The sequence below is a fragment of the Pantoea sp. RG18 genome (assembly GCF_025910075.1).
Classification (GTDB): domain Bacteria; phylum Pseudomonadota; class Gammaproteobacteria; order Enterobacterales; family Enterobacteriaceae; genus Pantoea; species Pantoea agglomerans.
Genome location: NZ_JAPCIL010000008.1, coordinates 82,833 through 101,940, shown reverse-complemented (window position 1 = coordinate 101,940; position 19,108 = coordinate 82,833). Strand labels below are relative to the sequence as shown.

At 55.2% G+C, this 19,108-nt stretch carries 16 protein-coding genes; 9 read left to right on the top strand and 7 right to left on the bottom strand.

The genetic code is table 11. The features are described 5' to 3' along the window. Positions 1-43: 43 nt before the first annotated feature. On the top strand, positions 44-1,084 hold the full coding sequence (locus tag OK409_RS11040; RefSeq protein ID WP_010671832.1) for a GMP reductase: 1,041 nt from the start codon (positions 44-46) through the stop codon (positions 1,082-1,084). Positions 1,085-1,109: 25 nt separating this feature from the next. Here the strand turns inward: OK409_RS11040 and hofC are convergent, their stop codons facing one another. The 4 genes from hofC to nadC all read right to left on the bottom strand — a co-directional run bounded on the left by hofC (position 1,110) and on the right by nadC (position 5,200). Then, a complete protein-coding gene (gene hofC, locus OK409_RS11035; protein ID WP_264367056.1) occupies positions 1,110-2,309 on the bottom strand; it encodes a protein transport protein HofC in 1,200 nt (399 codons plus the stop codon). Further along, positions 2,302-3,687 (bottom strand): type II secretion system protein GspE, encoded by a 1,386-nt coding sequence (gene gspE, locus OK409_RS11030; RefSeq protein ID WP_010671834.1) that lies wholly within the window; start codon positions 3,685-3,687, stop codon positions 2,302-2,304. Before gspE ends, hofC begins: the two co-directional genes overlap by 8 nt. Beyond that, positions 3,674-4,129 (bottom strand): prepilin peptidase-dependent pilin, encoded by a 456-nt coding sequence (ppdD, locus tag OK409_RS11025; protein WP_223565749.1) that lies wholly within the window; start codon positions 4,127-4,129, stop codon positions 3,674-3,676. The genes gspE and ppdD overlap by 14 nt, the downstream gene beginning before the upstream one ends. A gap of 174 nt (positions 4,130-4,303) precedes the next feature. Next, the gene (nadC, locus tag OK409_RS11020; protein WP_264367055.1) at positions 4,304-5,200 is read right to left on the bottom strand and encodes a carboxylating nicotinate-nucleotide diphosphorylase; all 897 of its coding nucleotides are present in this window, start codon (positions 5,198-5,200) and stop codon (positions 4,304-4,306) included. A 198-nt stretch (positions 5,201-5,398) separates the two neighbouring features. Here nadC and ampD point away from each other — a divergent pair, with 198 nt between their 5' ends. Together ampD and ampE are read left to right on the top strand one after the other, a co-directional pair. Beyond that, positions 5,399-5,950: a 1,6-anhydro-N-acetylmuramyl-L-alanine amidase AmpD gene (ampD, locus tag OK409_RS11015; RefSeq protein WP_010671836.1), complete on the top strand. Its 552-nt coding sequence runs from the start codon at positions 5,399-5,401 to the stop codon at positions 5,948-5,950. A gap of 16 nt (positions 5,951-5,966) precedes the next feature. Next, positions 5,967-6,821 (top strand): beta-lactamase regulator AmpE, encoded by an 855-nt coding sequence (gene ampE, locus OK409_RS11010; RefSeq protein WP_022625416.1) that lies wholly within the window; start codon positions 5,967-5,969, stop codon positions 6,819-6,821. On the opposite strand, the gene OK409_RS11005 is transcribed toward ampE, so the two are convergent. The 3 genes from OK409_RS11005 to aroP all read right to left on the bottom strand — a co-directional run bounded on the left by OK409_RS11005 (position 6,803) and on the right by aroP (position 10,725). Beyond that, positions 6,803-7,762 (bottom strand): family 43 glycosylhydrolase, encoded by a 960-nt coding sequence (locus tag OK409_RS11005; RefSeq protein WP_264367054.1) that lies wholly within the window; start codon positions 7,760-7,762, stop codon positions 6,803-6,805. The two genes, ampE and OK409_RS11005, sit on opposite strands and share 19 nt — an antisense overlap. After that, positions 7,759-9,171, bottom strand: a complete 1,413-nt coding sequence (locus OK409_RS11000) for a glycoside-pentoside-hexuronide (GPH):cation symporter (protein WP_022625418.1) — start codon at positions 9,169-9,171, stop codon at positions 7,759-7,761. Before OK409_RS11000 ends, OK409_RS11005 begins: the two co-directional genes overlap by 4 nt. A gap of 198 nt (positions 9,172-9,369) precedes the next feature. After that, positions 9,370-10,725 (bottom strand): aromatic amino acid transporter AroP, encoded by a 1,356-nt coding sequence (aroP, locus tag OK409_RS10995; protein ID WP_033756570.1) that lies wholly within the window; start codon positions 10,723-10,725, stop codon positions 9,370-9,372. Positions 10,726-11,240: 515 nt separating this feature from the next. On the opposite strand from aroP, the gene pdhR reads away from it, so the two are divergent. The 6 genes from pdhR (at position 11,241) to OK409_RS10965 (ending at position 19,084) form a co-directional block, all read left to right on the top strand. Continuing rightward, a complete protein-coding gene (gene pdhR / locus OK409_RS10990; protein ID WP_010253942.1) occupies positions 11,241-12,005 on the top strand; it encodes a pyruvate dehydrogenase complex transcriptional repressor PdhR in 765 nt (254 codons plus the stop codon). A gap of 103 nt (positions 12,006-12,108) precedes the next feature. Continuing rightward, entirely contained in the window at positions 12,109-14,775 is a 2,667-nt protein-coding gene (gene aceE / locus OK409_RS10985; RefSeq protein ID WP_010253944.1) for a pyruvate dehydrogenase (acetyl-transferring), homodimeric type, read from the top strand. A 14-nt stretch (positions 14,776-14,789) separates the two neighbouring features. Further along, on the top strand, positions 14,790-16,685 hold the full coding sequence (gene aceF, locus OK409_RS10980; protein ID WP_264367053.1) for a pyruvate dehydrogenase complex dihydrolipoyllysine-residue acetyltransferase: 1,896 nt from the start codon (positions 14,790-14,792) through the stop codon (positions 16,683-16,685). A gap of 160 nt (positions 16,686-16,845) precedes the next feature. Then, on the top strand, positions 16,846-18,270 hold the full coding sequence (gene lpdA, locus OK409_RS10975; RefSeq protein ID WP_010253950.1) for a dihydrolipoyl dehydrogenase: 1,425 nt from the start codon (positions 16,846-16,848) through the stop codon (positions 18,268-18,270). A gap of 182 nt (positions 18,271-18,452) precedes the next feature. Then, on the top strand, positions 18,453-18,632 hold the full coding sequence (locus tag OK409_RS10970) for a type II toxin-antitoxin system HicA family toxin (RefSeq protein WP_010253953.1): 180 nt from the start codon (positions 18,453-18,455) through the stop codon (positions 18,630-18,632). A gap of 26 nt (positions 18,633-18,658) precedes the next feature. After that, the gene (locus OK409_RS10965; protein ID WP_010253955.1) at positions 18,659-19,084 is read left to right on the top strand and encodes a type II toxin-antitoxin system HicB family antitoxin; all 426 of its coding nucleotides are present in this window, start codon (positions 18,659-18,661) and stop codon (positions 19,082-19,084) included. Positions 19,085-19,108: the final 24 nt, after the last annotated feature.

Sequence of the window (19,108 nt, the reverse complement as noted above, 5' to 3'; positions counted from 1 at the left end):
CTTCGTGAACGGCGATTCATTGCCACTTACCAGGACACTGTTTATGCGTATTGAAGAAGATTTAAAACTGGGCTTTAAAGATGTCTTAATCCGCCCCAAACGCTCCACGCTGCAAAGTCGCTCACAGGTTGAGCTGGAACGCAGCTTTACCTTCAGACATTCGGGCCTGAGCTGGAGCGGCGTACCGATTATCGCCGCCAACATGGATACCGTCGGCACATTTTCAATGGCTGAGGCGCTGGCCAGCTTCAATATCCTTACAGCAGTCCATAAGCATTACAGCGTAGATGAGTGGCGCGCGTTTATTCAGCGCGTCCCCGCGACGGTATTGAAACATGTGATGGTTTCAACCGGCACCTCGGAGGCCGATCTCAATAAACTGGTTGCGATTATGGCGCTGTCAGACGATCTGCAGTTTATCTGCATCGACGTGGCCAACGGCTATTCTCAGCATTTTGTTGATTTTCTGCAGCGCGCCCGTGAAACCTTCCCGGCTAAAACCATCTGTGCCGGTAACGTGGTAACGGGCGAAATGGTGGAAGAGCTGATTCTCTCTGGCGCGGATATCGTCAAAGTCGGCATTGGCCCGGGTTCGGTCTGTACAACCCGGGTGAAAACCGGCGTGGGCTATCCGCAGCTTTCCGCTGTCATTGAATGTGCCGATGCGGCGCATGGCTTAAGCGGACAGATTGTCAGTGATGGCGGCTGTTCAGTGCCTGGCGATATTGCGAAAGCGTTTGGCGGCGGTGCCGACTTCGTGATGCTGGGTGGCATGCTGGCGGCACATGATGAGTGTGAAGGGCAGGTGGTCGAAGAGAATGGCGAAAGCTTTATGCTGTTTTACGGCATGAGTTCCGAATCGGCGATGAAGCGTCACGTTGGCGGTGTGGCGCAATATCGCGCAGCAGAAGGTAAAACGGTGAAGCTGCCATTACGTGGCCCGGTTGCTGACACCGCGCGCGATATCCTGGGTGGACTGCGTTCCGCCTGCACCTACGTGGGCGCGGAGCGGCTGAAAGAGCTGACCAAGCGCACCACCTTTATTCGGGTTAATGAGCAGGAAAACCGCGTTTTCAACCGATAGTTATCCGGGGCGCAGCCTGCGCCCCTTAATGCATCGCATCACCCAGCCCGAACACCGGCAGATACATCGCAATCACCAGCGTGCCAACAATGCCGCCAATCACCACCATCATCATCGGTTCCAGCGAAGCAGCCAGTGTGTCAGCGCGCTCACGGGTTTCTGCCTCATGCCATTCCGCCAGACGAGCCAGCATTAAATCCAGCGCGCCCGCCTCTTCGCCGACGCGAACCAGCTGACCGCATAATGGTGTGAACAGCGGATGATGCATCAGCGCCTGATGCAGAGGATTCCCCTGAGCAATGTGCTGCTGCAGTCCGGCCATTGCTTCCCGCCATAGCAATGATGAGAGCGTGACTTCAACGGCTGCCAGTCCCTGTAGCAAAGTTAACCCGGCGCGCTGTGTCAGATTCAGAATGGTATAGATCTGCGTCAGCTGCGTGCCACGCCATAACCCGGAAAGCAGCGGGATGCGCAGGAAAATGGCCTGTTCACGGCGCTGCCAGCCCGCAGAGCGTCGTCGTAACTGATGCCAGGCTGCCAGCATCAGCGATACGCCGATGGCTAACACCGTTCCCCACTCCTGAAGCGCGGCAGATAACTGCATTACCGCTGCCGTAAAGGCGGGCAGGGGGGCATCAAAGGAGTCATAGACGGCAACGAACTCTGGCAGAACGAACAGCAGCATGCCGCAGGTGACCGCAATCGCCACCAGCAGAATGAACAGAGGATAGCGCAGCGCCTTCGCCACCTGATGCCATAACTGCTGCTGCCGGATCTGCTGCCGGGCCAGCTCACTGCAACAGGTATCCAACTGACCGGTCAGTTCGCCCACCTCCATCAGGGCCGGATAGAGTGCCGGAAAAATCTGCGGCCATTCGCGTAAAGCCTGAGAAAAAGGAGCACCGCTGAGTACCCGATGATGCAGGACAAGCATCAGAGCACGCCAGCCTGCATGCGGATGGCCCTCAGCCAGCAAAGCCAGACTCTCTGCCAGCGGCAGTCCCGCTTTGAGCAGGGTTGCCAGCTGACGAATCAGATCGGTTTTGTGCTGCCACTTCCACTCCCTCTGACGCCACGCTTTTTCTCGCTTCCAGCTCACCGGCAGAAGATCGCGCTGCGCCAGCATCAGCAGCAGGTTATCACTGTCGATAGCCAGTAGCTGGCCACTGACTAACTGGCCCTGGCTATCGACCGCCTGCCAGCGAAATAAAGACGCATCAGCCATCGTCCAGCCCAATCACCCGTTGCATCTCTTCCAGCGAGGTATCGCCCCGGCTTACTGCTTCCAGGCCAGACACCAGCAGAGTGCGTAATCCCTGCTGTTTCGCCAGGCTGAGCAGATTCTCCAGCGGCATTTCGGCGGCGATCGCATTTTGCAGCCTGGCATTGATCGGCAGCAGTTCAAACAGCGCCAGCCGGCCAAAATAGCCGGAAAAACAGTGGTCGCAGCCGGGAGCTCGCCAGGTTTGCAAGGTACCGGGCCAGAGTTCCGCAGGATAGTGCGCCACCGCCTGAGCGGGCTGACGGCAATGCGGACAGAGACGTCGAACCAGACGCTGAGCAACAATCAGTTTCAGCGCCGACCCCAGAAGATAACCAGGAATGCCCATCTGTCGCAGCCGGGTCAGAGTCTCGGCGGTGGAGTTGGTGTGCAGTGTCGACAGCACCAGATGTCCGGTCTGTGCCGCTTTAACCGCAATCTCCGCCGTTTCAGCATCACGGATCTCTCCTACCATGATCACGTCCGGATCCTGTCTCAGCAGCGCCCGCAACACGCGGTTAAAATCGAGGCCGTTTTTAGCATGGATCTGCGTCTGGTTAATGCCGGGCAGGGGGATCTCAATCGGATCTTCAACGCTGCACAGATTTTTTTCCGGCGTATTCAGGGCACTGAGTCCGCTATAGAGCGTAAACGTCTTGCCGCTGCCGGTAGGCCCGGTGACCAGAATCAGCCCCTGCGGCTGCGCCAGCGCGGCGCAGAACAGGCGCAACTGCGCGGCGGGTAAGCCGAGTTTATCCAGCGACAGCGCCGCGCTTTCACTCTGCAACAGCCGGACCACCGCTTTCTCACCACCGTAGATGGGTAAGGTGGCCAGGCGAAAAGAGGCGGGTTTACCGGCGATCTCCAGACTGAACTGACCATCCTGCGGTAACCGGCGTTCGGCGATATCCAGTCCGCCGAGGATCTTCAGTCGCGCCAGCAGAGCAGCAGGCTGGGTGACGGGCAGGGAAGATAGAGGGTGCAATACGCCATCGATACGCAGACGCACCCGCAGGCCATCACGGCCGGGTTCGATATGGACATCAGAGGCGCGACGCTCCAGCGCCTGACGCAGGATCAGCTGTGTCGCTTCGATCGCTGATTCTGCTGGTGCCTCTTCGCGCGCCACCAGCGGTGTGTCAGCGTGCTGAAGCTGGTCGAGCCGGGCCTGCGGCCAGCACTCGATTTCAATCTGACACTGGCTGGCAAAATGGAGGGCTTCAGCCAGCCCTGGCGGCACGCTCTCCGCGACGGCAACACGCAGCTGGCTGGCATCATGGTGCAAAACCAGGGCGCGATAGCGCTGACATAATGCCGCGATCGCCTCATCAGGCTTGCTCATCGCTGGCTCCTTTATCCGCAAAGCGGAACTGCTGCAGGCAATTGTCACGCAGGCTATTGTTGCTGCTGGTGCAACTGCGTTGCCAGCTGATGCCGCCCTCGTTGCTGTCCCAGAGCGGCAGCATTTCAACACTCAGGCCATTCAGGCTCTCCTGGCCGGTCAGCGTAATGACCCCGTTGGTCACGCTCAGTGCCGAGACATAGCGCGATCCCCTGGCAGCAGGAATACCCGCTTCTCCGGCCTGGCACTGCGTCGGGCCGCCGCGCTCCATGGCGCAAAGCTCAACAGCGGTTTTATAGGGCACCATGGTTTGCAGCATGTCAGTAAGGGCAGCACGCTGCAGATAATTTTGATAAGCGGGCAGGCCGATGGCACTTAAGATTGCCACAATACCCACCACAATCATCAGTTCAACCAGCGTAAATCCACGTTGATAATTCATCACATCGTCTCCGTATTAAGAAGGCGGCAGATTAAAAATCGGCGGCAGTAAAAGACAGGCAGAGATGGGCAAACTGGAAAGCGTGATGTGAACAGATTTCAGACTTACAGCGCAGTCGAAACTGCGCCGGAAGCAGGGTCGCAAAATCGCCGTGTTGAGTGACGGCGAGGCAGGCTATTTTTGTTTAAAGCGCATCGAGAGATCCAGCGCCCGCACATGTTTGGTCAGCGCGCCAACCGAAACATAGTCCACGCCGGTCAGGGCGATCTGTGGCAGGGTAGTTTCGGTGACGTTACCGGAGACCTCCAGCAACGCCCGACCCTGATTAAGTTCGACGGCGGCACGCATCGCTTCCAGGCTGAAGTTATCCAGCATCACGATATCGGCTTCCGCTTCCAGCGCCTGACGTAACTCCTCCAGCGATTCCACCTCAACTTCAACCGGCACATCGGGCTGCAGCCATTGCGCTCTTTCCACTGCCTGCCGAATCGAGCCGCTGGCAATAATATGGTTCTCTTTGATGAGATAAGCGTCAGAGAGGCCCAGCCGATGATTACTACCCCCGCCGCACAACACGGCATATTTCAGCGCAGTCCGCAGTCCGGGCAGGGTTTTACGCGTGTCCAGCAGTTGCGTCTGGCTTCCCGCCAGCATCGCGACATAGCGGCTGACTTCGGTAGCAACGCCTGAGAGCGTCTGCACAAAATTAAGCGCCGTTCGCTCGGCGGTCAGCAGCAGCCGGGCAGGCCCCTCGATTTCAAACAGCAGCTGGTCAGCCTCGATCTGATCACCATCTTCGACATGCCAGATCAGGGTCGCGTGTGAGCCGAGCTGAATGAACACCTCTTCAACCCAGCGTTTACCACAGAAAACACCGGCTTCGCGGGTGATGACCTGCGCATCGGCCTGGGTATCGGCGGGTAACAGCTGCGCGGTGATATCGCGGTCAGCGTCGATCTCGCCCCCTAGATCTTCTTTTAACGCCAGCGCAACGCTATCCGGAATGTCACTTTCAATGCGTTTAATCAGCGCCTGAAGACGGCTGTCGGGATCATAACCACGGGATGACATAGGCGTTTTACTCCTGAAAGGGGAAATGACAGAGGCGGTCACAATAGCCTGAACCGCCATTCGGTTCCAGCAACTGATAGTATTTTGTTTAGTATCCTTAACACGCAGTGCGTGAATGTCATCAGACCGGCACACTAAGAAGCAAGAATCCTTTATTATTCATGCTATTCTCAGCCAGGTGAAATAAGGAAAACCGCTATGAAAATCAAACAGGGCTGGCTGACCCGCGTGCGTCATGTGCCGTCGCCGCATTGCAACGAACGCCCTGATAATGAGGCACCTTCACTGCTGGTGATCCACAATATCAGCCTGCCACCCGGTGAATTTGGCGGGCCATGGATCGATAAACTGTTCACCGGCACCTTACCGCCCGATGCCCATCCCTATTTTGCGGATATCGCCGCGCTGAAAGTGGCGGCACACTGCCTTATTCGCCGTGACGGGGAGATCGTGCAGTATGTCCCCTTTGATAAACGCGCCTGGCATGCAGGCATTTCGCAGTTCGAAGGACGTGAGAACTGCAACGACTTCTCCATAGGCATCGAACTGGAAGGGACAGACAGTGAGCCTTATAGCGAGGCGCAATATCGGGCCTTGCAGCAGGTGACGCAATTACTGCTGCAACACTATCCGTTAACGCCTGCACGTATCACGGGGCACAGTGACATCGCACCGGTACGCAAAACCGATCCCGGACCTGCTTTTGACTGGGACTACTACAAACAGCTGTTAACGCAGCAAAAATCCTGATTTTTGCGGAGTCAGTATGACGTTGTTTACCTTGTTGTTGGTTTTAGGCTGGGAGCGCCTGTTTAAACTGGGCGAGCACTGGCAGCTCGAACACCGGCTGGAGCCGATCTTTCGCCAGCGCCACCATTTCTCAATGATGCGCACCCTGCTGATGACCGTGCTGGCGATGGCGCTGACCGCGCTGGTGATCTGGAGTCTGAAAGGGCTGCTGTTTGGCGTGCTGCAACTGCTCTTCTGGATTGTTGCCGGACTGCTCTGTATCGGTGCCGGTTCGGTGCGGCAGCACTACCACAGCTATCTGAAAGCGGCCAGTCATGACGACGACGCTGCGCATCAGGCGATGGCGGCTGAACTGACGCTGATTCATGGCGTGCCGGTGGAATGCAGCGAGCGCGAGTTCCTGCGTGAACTGCAGAATGCCCTGATCTGGATAAACTTCCGTTTCTACCTTGCGCCAATGTTCTGGCTGGTGGTGGGCGGTCCGTGGGGACCGGTGCTGCTGGTGGGTTACGCTTTTCTGCGGGCCTGGCAAGGCTGGCTGGCAAAGCACGGAACACCGATGGCGCGTTCACAATCTGGCGTGGATGCCATTCTGCATCTTCTCGACTGGATCCCGGCGCGGCTGGCGGGTGTGGCTTACGCCCTGCTGGGTCATGGCGAGAAAGCGCTGCCCGCCTGGTTTGCTTCGCTGACCGATCGGCATCGTTCTCAGTATCAGGTGCTGACGACCCTGGCGCAGTTCTCACTGTCACGCGATCCGCACACCGATAAAGTCGAAACGCCACGGGTTGCCGTGGCGTTAGCGAAACGTACCTCACTGGTACTGGTGGTCGCTGTCGCGTTGCTGACGATTTACGGCACGCTGGTGTAATCGGCAGGCGGCACGCCGAAATCAGGCGTGCCATCTTCCCGCCAGCTGAAATATTTCAGTCGGGTATGGCGGTTCGGATCCCATAACGGATCGCCTTCAATTTCAGTGTAGTTACGCGCGTGGTATACCAGCACGTCGCGTCCCGCCTCATCCTGGGTAAAACTGTTGTGACCCGGTCCATACTGATGGTTGTCCCAGCTGGAAACAAATACCGGCCGTGCAGACTTTTGCCATGCGGCGACATCAAGCGGATCGGCATCAACGTCAATCGACAGTATCCCCAGACAGTAATTCTCATCGGTGGCGCTGGCAGAGTAGGTCACAAACAGCCGATCCCCGTGACGAATAACCGCCGGTCCTTCATTAACGCTAAAGCCTGCGCACTCCCACTCATATTCTGGCCGGCTCAGCATCACCGGCGTGCCTTTCAGCGTCCAGGGATTAAGCAACTCAGCCAGATAGAGGTTAGAGTTGCCGGGAATCAATGGATCTTTCTGCGCCCAGAGATACCAGTTTTTACCCTGATGCATGAAGTGGGTGGCATCCAGTGAGAAGCTGTCGAACTGGCTGAAGACCCGGCGGCAGGGCTGCCAATCGCCCTGCAGCGGATCTTCCGCCTCACACACCAGCGCATACATCCGGTGCTGAAACAGTCCCTCTTTGATTTCACGCGTCGGTGCTGCCGCGAAATAGATGACCCACTGTCCGTCAATGTAGTGCAGCTCAGGTGCCCAGATTAACTCGCTAAAGGGGCCGCTCTCGGGCTTGCGCCAGACGACCACCGGCTCGGCGCTGCGCAGGCCAGCCAACGTCGTGGCGCGACGGATCTCCAGCCGGTCATACTCCGGCACCGATGCCACAAAGTAATAGTACTGTTCATGACGCAGGATAAAGGGGTCGGCGCGCTGCTCGATAAAAGGATTCGGCCAGTCTGGGGTCATTTTACATCTCCTGTTTGCGGGGCAGCACCGTCGCGCAGGCGGACAGTGTGTAAATCATGGAAGTTTTCGCGGCGCAGCGCGAGATCCTGCTGGATGGTAATCATCATTTTGCGGTCGACCTTCATCAGTCGTACCACACCGGCGGTAATCAGATAGCCGACACCCGGAATAATGGTGAACAGCAGCATGATGCCGTTAATCGCCTCTGGGGACTGCTGCTTAGCGCCCGCATTGTAGCCATAGATCGACAGCAGAAAGCCGACCATCGCACCGGCAACCGCCAGTCCCACCTTGAGGAAGAACAAGTTGCCGGAGAAGCTGATGCCGGTGATGCGTTTGCCGGTTTTCCATTCGCCGTAGTCATCCACATCGGCCATCAGTGACCAGTGCAGCGGAGAGGGGATCTGATGCAGGATATTCAGCACAAAGTAGGCGACCACGACCATCACGGTGGCGTGGGGATCGATCCAGTAGAAACCGCTGGAGAAGAGTGCCAGCGCGATATTGGTCCAGAAGAAGACTTTGAGTTTGCACCAGCGATCGGTGAGCAGTTTCGCCAGCGTGCTGCCGACCATCATGCCAATCACACCCAGGCTGATAAACAGCGTGGCGAAGTGCGTTGACTGGCCCATGACCCAGGTCACGTAATACATGGTGGCCGCCATGCGGATGAAGCCGGGACAGACGTTACAGAAGGTCAGCAGCAGAATGCGTACCCACTGGTCATTCTTCCAGACGTCACGCAGATCTTTTTTCAAGTCATCATTGCTCGGCACGGCAGGGCGGATACGTTCACGTACCGTGGCAAAGCAGAACAGAAACATCGCCAGGCCAATGGTTGCCAGTACCGCCATCGCCATCTGGTAGCCGCGCGCTTTGTCTTCGCCACCGAACCACTCTGCCATCGGCAGCAGGGACAGAGAGAGTATCAGCGTAGCGATGCCGACCATGACAAAGCGGTATGACTGGCAGGAGACGCGCTCACCGGGATCGTTAGTAATCACGCCGCCCAGAGAGCAGTAAGGAATGTTAATCGCTGTATAGGTCAGCGACATCAGGAAGTAGGTGACGAAGGCCCAGATCACCTTGTTGTGATAGGTCCAGTCTGGCGTGGTGAACATCAAAACGCTGAACACCACATAAGGTACGGAAACCCACAGCAGCCAGGGACGAAAACGACCCCAGCGACTCTGGGTGCGATCGGCAATCGCGCCCATAATAGGATCGGTTACCGCATCGAGCACTCTGACCGAGAGCAGCAGGGTCCCCACCAGCGCCGGGGCCAGGCCGAAAACGTCGGTATAGAAGTAGTTCAGGAACAGCATGATGGCACCGCCAATCATGTTGCATCCGGCATCGCCCATGCCATATCCCAGTTTTTCCCGAAACGGGAGGGCTGTACCTTTCATGGTTTTCTCCTGCGCATCCAGTGTGAACAGGAATTATTGGCAGGAAATCAGCGAGATGAACGGGAGTAATTCGTTATGAAGATGGACAAAACAGTTGCGGGGAGAGAAGTGTGAACTGGATCGGGGCAGTTGAGACGGACAGAGAGGCGCGGGTGACGTGCTGCAACCCCGCAGGAGGTCGCAGCACGTGGTAAAGCATCAGGCTTTCTGTGTCTGGTTCTTGATAAAGTAACCCACGCCCAGAATCACCAGCCAGACCGGAATCAGCCAGACAGAGATCGCCATGCCCGGCGTGGTCGCCATCAGTACCAGAATCGCCGCCAGGAAAATCAGGCAAATCCAGTTACCGGCCGGATAGAGCAGCGCTTTAAAGCGCGTGGTTACGCCCTGCTTATCTTTCTTACGACGGAACTTAAGGTGCGCCAGGCTGATCATCGCCCAGTTGATCACCAGCGCAGAGACGACCAGCGACATCAGCAGACCAAACGCTTCACCCGGCATCAGATAGTTGATCAGCACACACAGCGCAGTGGCGACAGCAGAGACCAGAATCGTTAATACCGGCACACCGCGACGATCGACTTTCAGCAGCGCTTTCGGCGCATTACCCTGCTGTGCCAGACCAAACAGCATACGGCTGTTACAGTAAACGCAGCTGTTATAGACCGACAGCGCCGCTGTCAGGATGACCACGTTGAGCGCATTCGCTACCATGGCATCGCCCAGCTCGTGGAAGATAAAGACAAACGGGCTGACTTCTGACGTGACACGCGTCCACGGCATCAGTGACAGCAGCACCGCCAGCGAACCAATATAGAAGATCAGAATACGCCACAGCACCTGGTTGGTCGCTTTTGGAATGCTCACTTCCGGGTTATCCGCTTCAGCGGCGGTGATACCTACCAGCTCCAGACCACCAAACGAGAACATGATAATCGCCATGACCATCACCAGACCGCCGATGCCATGCGGGAAAAATCCGCCCTGTTCCCACAGGTTGCGCACGGTAGCCTGCGGACCCGCGTGACCGCTGAACAGCAACCAGCCTCCGAACAGGATCATGCCAATCACCGCAACCACTTTAACGATGGCGAACCAGAACTCCATCTCACCAAACACTTTCACGTTGGTCAGGTTGATAGCGTTAATCATCACGAAGAAGATGGCAGCCGAAGCCCAGGTCGGAAAGTCTGGCCACCAGAACTGGACATATTTGCCAACGGCGGTGAGTTCCGCCATGGCGACCAGCACATAGAGCACCCAGTAGTTCCAGCCCGAGGCGAAGCCTGCAAAGTTGCCCCAGTATTTATACGCGAAGTGGCTGAAGCTGCCGGCGACCGGCTCTTCCACGACCATTTCGCCTAACTGACGCATGATTAAAAAGGCAATAAAACCGGCAATCGCATAGCCCAGAATTACGGCCGGTCCGGCGGATTCAATGACCGATGCACTGCCCAGAAACAGGCCGGTTCCCACTGCACCACCCAGCGCGATGAGCTGAATATGGCGGTTCTTAAGACCACGTTTCAGCGCTTCGCCTTGCTGTTGTTCCATACAAACCTCGTGATGTTTTTATTCTTCGTTCGCAGCGCAGGACGCTGTAATGAAGTAGTTACAATAACGTATTGATTATTTTACGGTATCTGGCGTGCTGAATAGTGCCATCTGCTACCCTGGCGACAAGAATAGTGATAAGCGAATCGCTTTGCACCTGCTTTCGCCTTTCGTGCTGAGAGTTGACTGAAAAAACGCCGTCCTGGTCACGTCTGCCCACAGCAACTTCTGCCATGAAATTCCGTTAATGACGAATAGCTTTCACTTATGTCTGCCGCTGCGCTAACGCGCTAAGCGGGTGTAAGGTTTGGTAAAAGTGAAATTATTTAACATTTGCGGTAACGCGAATTTTTCATTTTTTTAACCGCAAGTTAGCGCCAGCACAGGCTTTGGGGGCAGGTGAATGTCGCAGACACCATATAGACACAAGGTGAATACTTTGTTACTTTACCGGCACCTCTTTGCAATTGGTATTACCAATTTACTCCGGACGATTGGCTTAATAAGAAGGGACGATGGCTTACAGTAAGATTCGCCAACCTAAACTCTCCGACGCTATCGAGCAACAGCTCGAATCGCTGATTATGGAAGGGACCCTGCGTCCGGGAGAGAAGCTGCTGCCTGAGCGCGAACTCGCCAAACAATTCGATGTCTCACGTCCGTCTCTCCGCGAAGCGATCCAGCGCTTAGAAGCCAAAGGATTATTGCTGCGCCGACAGGGTGGCGGAACGTTCGTGCAGGAGAATCTCTGGCAAAGCTTAAGCGATCCACTCGTTGAGCTTCTCGCCGACCATCCGGAATCACAGTTTGATCTGCTGGAAACGCGCCATGCCTTAGAAGGCATCGCCGCCTATTACGCGGCACTGCGCGGCACAGAGGAAGACCTGCTGCGCATTCGCGACTGCCATGTGAATATCCAGCAGGCGCAGGACAGCGGCGATTTAGACGCCGAAGCGGACGCAGTGATGCAGTATCAGATCGCTGTCACAGAAGCGGCCCATAATGTTGTGCTTTTACATTTGCTACGCTCAATGGGCCCTATGCTGGAACAAAACGTTCGCCAGAATTTCGAATTGCTCTACTCGCGCCGGGAAATGCTGGCAAAAGTGAGCGGTCACCGCGCCAGAATCTTTGAGGCGATTGTGGCTCGTGAGCCAGAAAAAGCGCGCGAGGCTTCACACCGTCACCTGGCGTTCATAGAGGAAATCTTGCTGGACAGAAGTCGGGAGCAGAGCCGTCGAGAACGCTCCCTGCGTCGTTTACAGCAACGTAAGGAATAACGTGCGACAAAGATCGTACGGACATGTGCGACGAGCCTGCCTGCATCTGCTTTAACAGGCTCCCGATTATTCAACGTATTAGACACAGATAAGGAACACACCCATGTCAGAACGTTTACACAATGACGTGGATCCGATTGAAACTCGTGACTGGCTACAGGCGATCGAATCGGTCATCCGTGAAGAAGGTGTTGAACGTGCACAGTATCTGATTGATCAGGTACTGGGTGCAGCCCGCAAAGGCGGCGTAAACGTGGCTGCAGGATCTTCTGCAATCAGCAACTACATCAACTCTATTGCCGTTGAAGATGAACCCGATTATCCGGGCAATACCTCTCTTGAACGTCGTATCCGTTCCGCAATTCGCTGGAACGCCATCATGTCGGTGCTGCGCGCATCGAAGAAAGATCTGGAACTCGGCGGCCACATGTCCTCCTTCCAGTCTTCTGCGACGATTTATGAAGTGTGCTTCAACCACTTCTTCCGCGCGCGCAGTGAGAAGGATGGCGGCGATCTGGTCTATTTCCAGGGCCACATCTCTCCCGGCATCTATGCCCGTGCGTTCCTTGAAGGTCGTCTGACCGAAGACCAGATGAATAACTTCCGTCAGGAAGTTGATGGTAAAGGCCTCTCTTCTTATCCGCACCCGAAATTAATGCCGGAATTCTGGCAGTTCCCGACCGTATCAATGGGTCTGGGTCCGCTGTCGGCTATCTACCAGGCGAAGTTCCTGAAGTATCTGGAACACCGTGGTCTGAAAGATACTTCTGCTCAGACCGTTTACGCCTTCCTGGGTGACGGTGAGATGGATGAGCCAGAATCTAAAGGCGCGATTACCATCGCGACCCGTGAAAAACTGGATAACCTGGTCTTCATCATCAACTGTAACCTGCAGCGTCTGGATGGTCCGGTTACCGGTAATGGCAAGATCATCAACGAGCTGGAAGGCATCTTTGCCGGCGCTGGCTGGGAAGTGATCAAGGTCATCTGGGGCGGTCGCTGGGATGAGCTGCTGCGCAAAGATACCAGCGGCAAGCTGATTCAGCTGATGAACGAAACCGTCGACGGCGATTACCAGACCTTCAAATCCCGTGATGGTGCCTATGTGCGTGAGCACTTCTTTGGTAAATATCCGGAAACCGCCGCGCTGGTTAAAGATCTGTCCGATGATGAAATCTGGGCATTGAACCGTGGCGGCCACGATCCGAAGAAAATCTACGCGGCACTGAAAAAAGCGCAGGACACCAAAGGCAAGCCAGTACTGATCCTGGCGCATACCATCAAAGGTTATGGTATGGGCGACACCGCGGAAGGCAAAAACATTGCCCACCAGGTGAAGAAGATGAACATGGATGGCGTGCGCTATATCCGTGATCGCTTCAACGTGCCAGTCGCAGATGACAAAATTGAATCACTGCCGTACGTGACCTTTGAAAAGGGCTCTGAAGAGCACACGTATCTGCACGGTCAGCGTGAGAAGTTAGGCGGCTACCTGCCAACACGTCAGCCGAAGTTCACTGAAAAGCTGGAAATGCCAGCACTCGAAGAGTTCAGTGCGCTGCTGGATGAGCAGAACAAAGAGATCTCAACCACCATCGCCTTTGTGCGTGCCCTGAACGTGATGCTGAAGAACAAGTCGATCAAAGATCGCCTGGTTCCGATCCTCGCCGATGAAGCGCGCACCTTTGGTATGGAAGGTCTGTTCCGTCAGATTGGTATCTACAGCCCGAACGGTCAGCAGTACACCCCGCAGGACCGCGAGCAGGTTGCTTACTACAAAGAAGACGAGAAAGGCCAGATTCTGCAGGAAGGGATCAACGAGCTGGGCGCAGGTTCATCCTGGCTGGCTGCGGCGACCTCTTACAGCACCAACAACCTGCCGATGATCCCGTTCTACATCTATTACTCGATGTTCGGCTTCCAGCGTATCGGCGATCTGATGTGGCTGGCGGGCGACCAACAGGCGCGCGGCTTCCTGGTCGGCGGCACCTCAGGTCGTACTACCCTGAACGGCGAAGGTCTGCAGCATGAAGATGGTCACAGCCACATTCAGTCGCTGACTATCCCGAACTGTATCTCCTACGATCCTTCTTACGCCTATGAAGTGGCTGTCATCATGCATGACGGTCTGGTGCGTATGTATGGCGAAGCGCAGGAGAACGTTTACTACTACATCACCACGCTGAACGAAAACTACCATATGCCAGCAATGCCCGCTGGTGCAGAAGAGGGTATCCGTAAGGGTATCTACAAACTGGAAACGGTAGACGGCAGCAAAGGCAAAGTGCAGCTGCTGGGCTCAGGTTCTATCCTGCGTCATGTGCGTGAAGCTGCGCAGATCCTGGCGAAAGATTACGGTATCGGCTCTGATGTCTACAGCGTCACCTCGTTCACTGAACTGGCACGTGATGGCCAGGATTGTGAGCGCTGGAACATGCTGCATCCGACAGAAGAAGCGCGCGTACCTTACATCGCTCAGGTGATGAACGACGCACCTGCTGTCGCCTCAACCGACTACATGAAACTGTTCGCTGAGCAGGTTCGTAGCTATGTCCCGGCCAGCGATTATCGCGTGCTGGGTACCGATGGCTTTGGTCGCTCTGACAGCCGTGAGAACCTGCGTCATCACTTTGAAGTTGATGCATCTTATGTGGTGGTTGCCGCGCTGGGTGAGCTGGCTAAACGCGGCGAGATCGAGAAGAAAGTGGTGGCCGACGCGATCACCCGATTCAATATCGATGCCGATAAAGTTAACCCGCGTCTGGCTTAAGAGGTAATAGAGTAATGGCTATCGAAATTAAGGTACCGGATATCGGGTCTGACGAAGTTGAAGTCACCGAGATTCTGGTGAAAGTTGGCGACAAGGTGGAAGCCGAGCAGTCGCTGATCACCGTGGAAGGCGACAAAGCCTCAATGGAAGTGCCGTCGCCGCAGGCTGGCGTAGTGAAAGAGATCAAAATCTCTACCGGTGACAAAGTTGAAACCGGCTCACTGATCATGGTGTTTGATGCTGAAGGCGCTGCGGAAGCAGCACCTGCCGCCGCCGAAGAGAAAAAAGCGGACGCGGCGCCAGCGCCAGCCGCTGCTGCGGCCAGCAAAGAAGTGGCTGTGCCGGATATCGGCGGTGACGAAGTTGAAGTCACTGAGATTCTGGTTAAGGTTGGCGACAAAGTCGAAGCCGAGCAGTCACTGATTGTGGTGGAAGGCGATAAAGCGTCGATGGAAGTCCCGGCTCCGTTCGCGGGTGTGGTCAAAGAGATCACTATTTCCACCGGCGACAAGGTCAGCACCGGTTCAGCCATCATGGTCTTTGAAGCAGAAGGCGCAGCACCGGCCTCTGACGCGAAGCCAGAAGTGAAAGAAGAAGCGGCATCGGCACCTGCCGCGGCTGCAGGCGCAAAAGACGTTAACGTTCCGGATATCGGCGGTGATGAAGTTGAAGTTACCGAGATCCTGGTCAAAGTTGGCGACAAAGTTGAAGCTGAGCAGTCACTGATTGTGGTTGAAGGCGACAAAGCCTCTATGGAAGTGCCTGCGCCGTTTGCAGGTACCGTCAAAGAGCTGAAAGTGGCGACCGGCGATAAAGTCAGCACCGGCTCACTGATCATGGTGTTCGAAGTCGAAGGTGCTGCTCCGGCTGCCCCTGCGGCCGCGAAACAGGAAGCCGCACCGGCCCCTGCTGCCAAATCTGAAGCTAAAGCCGCGGCACCCGCTCCAGCTAAAGCGGAAAGCAAAGGTGAGTTCGCAGAGAACGACGCTTACGTTCACGCTACCCCGGTGATCCGTCGCCTGGCGCGCGAGTTCGGTGTTAACCTGGCGAAAGTCAAAGGCACCGGCCGTAAAGGTCGCATTCTGAAAGAAGACGTGCAGACTTACGTGAAAGAGGCCGTGAAACGCGCTGAAGCAGCACCAGCTGCAGCCAGCGGTGGCGGTCTGCCAGGCATGCTGCCATGGCCGAAAGTTGATTTCAGTAAGTTTGGCGAAATCGAAGAAGTCGAACTGGGTCGTATCCAGAAAATTTCTGGCGCGAACCTGAGCCGTAACTGGGTAATGATCCCGCACGTTACGCATTTCGACAAAACCGATATCACCGATCTGGAAGCTTTCCGTAAGCAGCAGAATGCTGAAGCAGAGAAGCGTAAGCTGGATGTGAAGTACACCCCGGTGGTGTTCATCATGAAAGCGGTCGCGGCGGCGCTTGAGCAGATGCCACGCTTCAACAGCTCGCTGTCTGAAGATGCGCAGAAACTAACGCTGAAAAAATATATCAACATCGGTGTGGCGGTTGATACGCCAAATGGCCTGGTGGTTCCGGTCTTCAAAGACGTGAACAAGAAAGGCATCACCGAGCTGTCGCGTGAACTGATGGCGATTTCGAAGAAAGCGCGTGACGGTAAGCTGACAGCGGGCGACATGCAGGGCGGATGTTTCACCATCTCCAGCCTGGGCGGCCTGGGCACCACGCACTTCGCGCCGATCGTGAACGCGCCGGAAGTGGCTATCCTGGGTGTCTCTAAATCGGCGATGGAGCCGGTGTGGAACGGTAAAGAGTTTACTCCGCGTCTGATGATGCCGATTTCTCTCTCCTTCGACCACCGCGTAATCGACGGTGCTGATGGTGCGCGATTCATCACCATCATCGGCAATATGTTGTCTGACATTCGTCGTTTAGTTATGTAAATGTAAAGAAGGCCGGCGGAAGCCGGCCTTCCTGTAACGATTCGTCGCGCCGCGGTTGGCAGTTTGTTAACAATTCTGTAAACTCTTGCGGTGAAAGTCCCGGTGGAACAAGGGCATTATAAGAAAGTCTGACCCGCCGGATATCAATTAAGAGGTCATGATGAGTACAGAGATTAAAACCCAGGTCGTAGTACTTGGGGCAGGTCCTGCAGGTTACTCTGCAGCCTTCCGTTGTGCGGATTTAGGTCTGGAAACCGTACTGGTAGAGCGTTACAGCACCCTGGGTGGTGTTTGTCTGAACGTCGGTTGTATCCCATCTAAAGCGCTGCTGCACGTTGCTAAAGTGATTGAAGAGGCGAAAGCCCTTGAAGAGCACGGCATTGTGTTTGGCCAGCCATCTACTGATATCAACAAGATTCGCAGCTGGAAAGAGAAGGTTATCAACCAGTTGACTGGCGGCCTGTCAGGAATGGCAAAAGGTCGTAAAGTCACCGTGGTTAACGGCCTTGGCAAATTCACCGGTGCTAACACCCTGGTGGTTGAAGGAGAAGGCGGCGCGACCACCATCAACTTCGATAATGCCATTATCGCTGCGGGTTCACGTCCAATCGAACTGCCATTCATTCCACATGAAGATCCACGCGTCTGGGACTCTACCGATGCGCTGGAACTGAAAGAAGTGCCGAAGCGCTTGCTGGTCATGGGCGGCGGCATCATCGGTCTGGAAATGGCGACGGTTTATCATGCGCTGGGTTCAGAGATTGATGTGGTTGAGATGTTCGACCAGGTTATCCCGGCTGCGGATAAAGACGTGGTGAAAGTCTTTACCAAGAAAATCAGCAAGAAATTTAACCTGATGCTGGAAACTAAAGTGACCGCCGTTGAAGCAAAAGACGATGGCATTTACGTTTCAATGGAAGGTAAAAAAGCACCAGGCGAAGCGCAGCGTTACGACGCAGTGCTGGTGGCGATCGGCCGTGTGCCGAACGGTAAAGGTCTGGATGCCGGTAAAGCGGGCGTGGAAGTGGACGATCGCGGCTTCATTCGCGTCGACAAGCAGATGCGCACCAACGTGCCACACATCTATGCTATCGGCGACATCGTCGGTCAGCCAATGCTGGCGCACAAAGGCGTGCACGAAGGCCACGTGGCGGCAGAAGTGATCTCCGGTCTGAAGCACTACTTCGATCCGAAAGTGATCCCTTCAATTGCCTATACTGAGCCAGAAGTTGCCTGGGTCGGTCTGACCGAGAAAGAAGCGAAAGAGAAGGGCATCAGCTACGAGACCTCCACCTTCCCGTGGGCAGCCTCAGGCCGTGCTATCGCTTCTGATTGTGCAGACGGTATGACCAAACTGATTTTCGACAAAGAGACGCACCGGATTATTGGTGGCGCGATTGTCGGTACTAACGGCGGCGAGCTGTTAGGCGAAATCGGTCTGGCGATTGAGATGGGTTGTGATGCTGAAGATATTGCGCTGACCATCCACGCTCACCCGACCCTGCATGAGTCAGTCGGTCTGGCGGCAGAAATCTTCGAAGGCAGCATCACCGATCTGCCTAACGCGAAAGCGAAGAAGAAATAACTTTCTGCTACTAAAGAAGAAAGCTCCCGTTATGGGGGCTTTTTTTTCGCCTGGATTCTGGTGCTGTATGGCAAGAATCGATTTGGGTTAAGACTAAAGGTAACCCCAATAACCCTGAAAACGTTGCCTGTGAGAGTTATTAGAGTTATCGTGCTTTCATCGGGACGCGACAGGACACAGGGATGGATAGCAGCACGTTAATTTCCGAAATGAAGGCTGATGGCTGGGTTCTGACAGGGATAAACGGTAGCCATCACCATTTCACACATCCGACAAAACCGGGGCTGGTTACAGTACCCCATCCTAAAAAAGACTTACCGATCGGTACGGTAAAGAGCATCAGGAAACAAGCGAGAATTTAATCCCGCTTGCCCGTAGAGGTATAAATATGTTTTATCCAATCGCGATTGAAGCGGGTGATCACGAACACGCATACGGCGTAATCGTTCCCGATTTACCAGGGTGTTTCTCTGCCGGGGATACTCTTGATGAAGCCATTAAAAACGCTAAAGAGGCTATCACAGGGCATATCGAATTATGTGTAGAGCTCGGTCATGAGATCCCTGCCGTGTCCACCATTGAGACTCTGGCCACGAATCCTGACTATCAGGGTTATATCTGGGCATTGGTTGATGTAGATGTCATTCGTTTGCTGGGCGGCTCTGAAAAAATCAATGTCACTTTACCCAGGTCGTTAATTGATCGGATTGATCGTTGTGTGGCTTCACACCCGGAATACAAAAGTCGCTCGGGCTTTCTGGCTCAGGTAGCGCTTGAGCGTATTACTGCTCCGATTAACAGGCCTCAAAAGTAAGTCTGAGCGATAGCTAAATTTATT